Source organism: Tateyamaria sp. syn59, from assembly GCF_007995245.1.
Lineage (GTDB): Bacteria > Pseudomonadota > Alphaproteobacteria > Rhodobacterales > Rhodobacteraceae > Tateyamaria.
Genome location: NZ_VCBA01000033.1, coordinates 2,821 through 7,255, shown reverse-complemented (window position 1 = coordinate 7,255; position 4,435 = coordinate 2,821). Strand labels below are relative to the sequence as shown.

Below are 4,435 nucleotides of genomic sequence, written 5' to 3'. Positions count from 1 at the left end.
CACCCTGGAGCGAGGCCAGATCGGTGCCGGCCGCGCCTTCCATGGTCATCGCCGCCTCGTGCAGATCCTCGTTCTGCGCCGTGAAGTCGTCCATGTTCTCCCAGATCGCCGGCAGGGCGCGGCTGTCCTCGAGATCCTCGCTCGACGAACCCTCGGGCCAGTAGAGCCGCTGGTCGATCGAGGCCAGTGCCGCGATGTTGGCCGCGGCCGCGGCCGCGGCGTCGGCGTCGTACTCCTGCTCGCCCTTGGCCATGGCGCCGAGCACGCCGATGTTGAGCCCCAGCAGGTGCATGTGGCCGTTGCGCAGATTGTGGGCGCGCTCGGGCTCGACCTGTTGGGCCATTGCCATGGAGGCGACTGCGGCAAGGCCGAAGCCGGCGAACATGAGGCGGGTGGATCGGAACATGACGTCACTCCCAGTAACGAAAACGGATATTTACGTAGCGGCAACTATATCCGAACCACTCGGAATTGCACGAATTCCTTTTCGCTCGCCGTGGCACGGGATCGGTGCGGCGCTGCACATCCGCTTCGCGGCCATGCGAGACGGGCCATGGCGCTCGACGAAACGGCGGTGGCGGTTCCATCCCGGACCGCATCGGGATCGGCGGGTCAGCGCAGCACCGGCAGCCAGCCGCTCGGCTCCACGGTCAGCGCCCAGCACGACGACCGCGAGCCCCGCCGCCGCGGCCCGGCGCATCATTCCTCGGGCTTGCGGAAATCCTCGTGGCAGGTGCTACAGACCTTGCCGAGCGGGCCCATCGCGGCGCGCAGCGCCGCGAGATCGGTGCCGGCGGCGCTCTCCATCCCGGCGGCAGCGGCCACGAGATCCTCGTGGTAGGTGTCGAAACTCTCCATGTCCTGCCAGAGCGCGGGCAGGGCGCGGCTGTCCTCGAGATCCTCGCTCGACGAGCCGCGCACCCAGTAGAGCGTACCCGAGGTCTCGGCCAGCGCCGAGATCGCCTCGGCGGCGGAGCGGGCCACGCCCGCATCGTACTCGGCCTCGCCCTTGGCCATGGCGCCGATCAGCCCGAGATGGGCGGCCATGACGTGCATGTGCCGCTCGCGGGTTTCCTGCGCCATCTCTGGCGTGAAGCCCTGCGCGGCGGCGAAAGTGGCGCAGAGCGACAGGCCGAGGCCCGCAACGGTCGGTCGGATGGTCCGGTTCATGGATACGCGCTCCCTGCTGCGGGTGGGTCCGGCCCGACCGTAACGTCATCGGGTTGCAGGTCTACCGCCCGCGCGCGGGGCAATGGTGCGTCAGCGCAGCACCGGCAGCCGGCCGGTCCGCTCCACGGTCAGCGCCTCGGGCCAGCCCCAAAGCCATTCGATCGCGCCGAGCAGAATGCAGGCGGCGATCACCGCGAGGATCAGCTTCATCCGCCCCGGCGAGGGCGGGTGGCGGACCCAGTGCGCGAGCCGCAGCAGCCAGTGGACCGGCATGGTGGTTCTCCCGGCGGGGCGCGGCGCGAGGTCGCCGCGGGGTTGATCTCGCCGCCCGGGCGGACGACATGATGGGCCGGACCAAGGAAAGCGACGAGATGCCGAGCCATTCAGAGACCCGCACGCTGCCCTACAGCGCCCAGCAGATGTACGACCTCGTCGCCGATGTCGGCAACTACCCGAAATTCCTGCCATGGACCGCCGCCGCGCGCGTGCGCTCGGTGACGGAGCAGGGCGACCACGAGGTGATGCTCGCCGACCTCGTCATCTCCTTCAAGGTGTTCCGCGAGCGCTTCGGCAGCCGGGTGACGCTCTGGTCCGAGCAGAACCGCATCCATACCGAGTACATCGACGGCCCGTTCCACTACCTCGAGAGCAACTGGACCTTCCGCGAGGTCGAGGGCGGCTCGGAGGTGCATTTCGACGTCGATTTCGAGTTCCGCAACCGCATCCTGCAGGGCGCGGCGGGGCTGTTCTTCAACGAGGCGATGCAACGGGTGGTGCGGGCCTTCGAGCGCCGGGCGCACGAGCTTTACGACGCGCCGGGCTCCAAGCCGCGCTAGCCCAGCGCCGAGATCAACAGCGCGATGGCGTGGTCGCGCGACAGCGCCCGCACGGTGTCGCGGCCGCGCGCGCCGAACTCCACCGTCTCGGTGCGGCAGCCCTCGGCCATGGCGAGGCCGAAGCAGACCCGCCCCTCGGGCTTGTGCTCTGAGCCGCCAGGCCCGGCGATGCCGGTGATCGAGACGGCGAGATCGGCGCCGGAGCGGGCGCGCGCGCCCTCGGCCATCTCGCGCGCCACCTCCTCGCTGACCGCGCCATGGGCGTCGAGCGTCCCGAGGCGAACCCCCAGCAGGTCGGTCTTGGCGCCGTTGGCATAGGTGACCACGCCCCAGTCGAAGACCTTGGACGCGCCCGGCACCTCGGTGATCGCGCTAGCCACCATGCCGCCGGTGCAGCTCTCGGCGGTGGCGAGCTTCAGCCCGCGCGCCTGCGCCTCGGTCACCAGCCTTGCCGCGTCGCCCATCTCAGCCCCCCAACATCATCACGCCATGCGCTACCACCGCGAGCAGCACCACGCCGATCGCGGCGAGGAATCCGGCAGCGACGTCGTCCATCATCAGCCCCGTGGTGTCGCCGCGCCGGTCGAAGCGGCCGACGATCCAGGGCTTGGTGATGTCGAACAGCCGGAACAGCACGAAGGCCGCGACCCAGCCGGGCCAGAGGTCGAGCACCGGCGCGCCGACCCGCGCCGCGCCGAACAGCACAGGCAACAGAGCGATCCACTGGCCGACCGCCTCGTCGATCACCACATGCGAGGGGTCGTGATCGCCGCTGTCGCGCGCCTCGGCCTCGGCGGCGCGGTGGCCGGCGGCGTAGGCCACGGCGATCGCCGCCACCACCAGCCACGGCCCGCCGATCCAGTAGAGCGGCAGCGCCACGACGAGGGCCGCGAGCGAGCCCCATGTGCCAGGGGCGGGGCGGATCAGCCCGCTGTAGAAGAAGGTCGCGATCAGCCGGTTCACGACTTCACCAGCGTCGCGGTGGCGATGGCGGCGATGCCTTCCTCGCGCCCTGCGAAGCCGAGCCGCTCGGAGGTGGTGGCCTTGACGCTGACCCGGGCGGGTTCGATCTGCATGATCCGCGACAGCTCCTCGCGCATGGCCTGCGCGTGCGGGCCGATCTTCGGGCGCTCGCAGATCAGCGTGACGTCACAATGGGTGACGGCGAAGCCCTCGACCCGGGCGAGATCGGCGGCATGGGCGAGGAACACCTCGGAGCGCGCGCCCTTCCACTCGGGGTCGGAGGGCGGGAAGTGCTGGCCGATGTCGCCATGCGCAAGCGCGCCATAGATCGCGTCGGTCAAGGCATGCATGCCGACATCGGCGTCGGAATGGCCAACGAGGCCCCGGTCATGCTCGACCTGCACGCCGCAGAGCCAGACATGGTCGCCCGGCCCGAAGGCGTGCACGTCGAAGCCGTTGCCCGTTCTCACATCCATTGCGGTCCCCAATATCTTCGCGGCGCGGGCGAAATCGCCGGGGCCGGTGATCTTCATGTTGTCCTCGTGGCCCGGCACAAGCGTCACGTCCAGCCCCGCCGCTTGGGCCACGGCCACGTCGTCGGCGGCGCTGGGACCCTCATAGCGCCGATGCGCGGCGAGGATCGAGTCGAAGCGAAAGCCCTGCGGCGTCTGGGCGCGGACCAGCCCCTCGCGCGGGACGGTACCGCCGACATGGCCGCCCTCGACCCGCCACAGCGCATCGGTGATGGCGAGGCCCGGTGCGGCGGCGGGGCCGTGGTCGAGCGCGGCGATCACCGCTTCGATGGTCTCGGGCGTGACAAGGGGGCGAGCGGCGTCGTGAATCAACACCTTGCCGGGCGAATCTGCCACCAGCGCCTCAAGCCCGGCCCGCACACTGGCGGCGCGGTCGGTGCCGCCGGGCACGACGATCTCGGCGCGCGCCTCGATCTCGGGCGCACGGCCGATGTCGTCCGGGTGGAGGACGATGCAGACCGGGCCGAGACCGGCGAAGGCGTCGAGCGTGCGCGCCAGGACCGGCCGGCCGGCTAGGTCGCGCCACTGCTTCGGCACGCCGCCGCCCGCGCGCAGGCCGCGCCCGGCGGCGACGATCACGGTGGCGACGGTCTCGGGCATCGAACTTCCTTCACGCGGCGGTCGCGGTTGTGTAGGGGCTGCCGCGGGCTGACGCAATTCCGATCCTCGGCCCGATCCAACGCCCATTTTTTGTGCAGATGCGGTAAGCTGAGGCAGATCCGCACCCGCAGCGATTGAGACACCCCTCCGGCCGCCATAGATCGGGCCGTGACGCACAGGTTTTCGGCAATGAGCACATCGCAGTTCCCCCCCATCGATCTCGCGCCCGGCGTGTCGCTGTCCTCGCCGGTGGCGCTGGCGCCGCTGGCGGGCATCACAGATTTGCCGTTCCGGCGGCTCGTGGCGGGCTTCGGCGCGGGCTGGGTGGTCTCG

7 protein-coding genes are annotated in these 4,435 nt (G+C 70.6%); 1 reads left to right on the top strand and 6 read right to left on the bottom strand.

The window, feature by feature from the left end; translation table 11 throughout:
- The 3 genes from FD715_RS22005 to FD715_RS21995 form a co-directional block, all read right to left on the bottom strand.
- Window positions 1–406, bottom strand: a 406-nt coding sequence (locus FD715_RS22005) for a cytochrome c (protein ID WP_147115312.1), incomplete at its 3' end; no start/stop codon positions are given.
- Window positions 407–699: 293 nt separating this feature from the next.
- Window positions 700–1,170, bottom strand: coding sequence for a cytochrome c (locus FD715_RS22000; RefSeq protein WP_147115309.1), 471 nt, complete (start codon window positions 1,168–1,170; stop codon window positions 700–702).
- A 90-nt stretch (window positions 1,171–1,260) separates the two neighbouring features.
- Window positions 1,261–1,443 (bottom strand): hypothetical protein, encoded by a 183-nt coding sequence (locus FD715_RS21995; protein ID WP_147115306.1) that lies wholly within the window; start codon window positions 1,441–1,443, stop codon window positions 1,261–1,263.
- Window positions 1,444–1,541: 98 nt separating this feature from the next.
- Between FD715_RS21995 and FD715_RS21990 the strand changes: the two genes are divergently transcribed.
- Window positions 1,542–2,006 carry a type II toxin-antitoxin system RatA family toxin gene (locus FD715_RS21990; protein ID WP_147115317.1) on the top strand — a complete coding sequence of 155 codons (465 nt, stop codon included), beginning with the start codon at window positions 1,542–1,544 and terminating at the stop codon, window positions 2,004–2,006.
- Here the strand turns inward: FD715_RS21990 and FD715_RS21985 are convergent.
- The 3 genes from FD715_RS21985 to FD715_RS21975 are packed head-to-tail and all read right to left on the bottom strand — an operon-like array spanning window position 2,003 to window position 4,102.
- Window positions 2,003–2,470 (bottom strand): CinA family protein, encoded by a 468-nt coding sequence (locus FD715_RS21985; protein ID WP_147115304.1) that lies wholly within the window; start codon window positions 2,468–2,470, stop codon window positions 2,003–2,005. The genes FD715_RS21990 and FD715_RS21985 overlap by 4 nt on opposite strands.
- Window position 2,471: 1 nt before the next feature.
- Window positions 2,472–2,969, bottom strand: a complete 498-nt coding sequence (locus FD715_RS21980) for a phosphatidylglycerophosphatase A (protein WP_147115301.1) — start codon at window positions 2,967–2,969, stop codon at window positions 2,472–2,474.
- Window positions 2,966–4,102 carry a bifunctional 2-C-methyl-D-erythritol 4-phosphate cytidylyltransferase/2-C-methyl-D-erythritol 2,4-cyclodiphosphate synthase gene (locus tag FD715_RS21975; protein WP_147115297.1) on the bottom strand — a complete coding sequence of 379 codons (1,137 nt, stop codon included), beginning with the start codon at window positions 4,100–4,102 and terminating at the stop codon, window positions 2,966–2,968. Before FD715_RS21975 ends, FD715_RS21980 begins: the two co-directional genes overlap by 4 nt.
- Window positions 4,103–4,435 lie beyond the last annotated feature (333 nt).

Coding starts and splice junctions, on each gene's coding strand:
- FD715_RS21975 (WP_147115297.1), bottom strand. CDS start 4,102: ATGCCCGAGACCGTCGCCACCGTGATCGTCGCCGCCGGGCGCGGCCTG.
- FD715_RS22000 (WP_147115309.1), bottom strand. CDS start 1,170: ATGAACCGGACCATCCGACCGACCGTTGCGGGCCTCGGCCTGTCGCTC.
- FD715_RS21985 (WP_147115304.1), bottom strand. CDS start 2,470: ATGGGCGACGCGGCAAGGCTGGTGACCGAGGCGCAGGCGCGCGGGCTG.
- FD715_RS21995 (WP_147115306.1), bottom strand. CDS start 1,443: ATGCCGGTCCACTGGCTGCTGCGGCTCGCGCACTGGGTCCGCCACCCG.
- FD715_RS21990 (WP_147115317.1), top strand. CDS start 1,542: ATGCCGAGCCATTCAGAGACCCGCACGCTGCCCTACAGCGCCCAGCAG.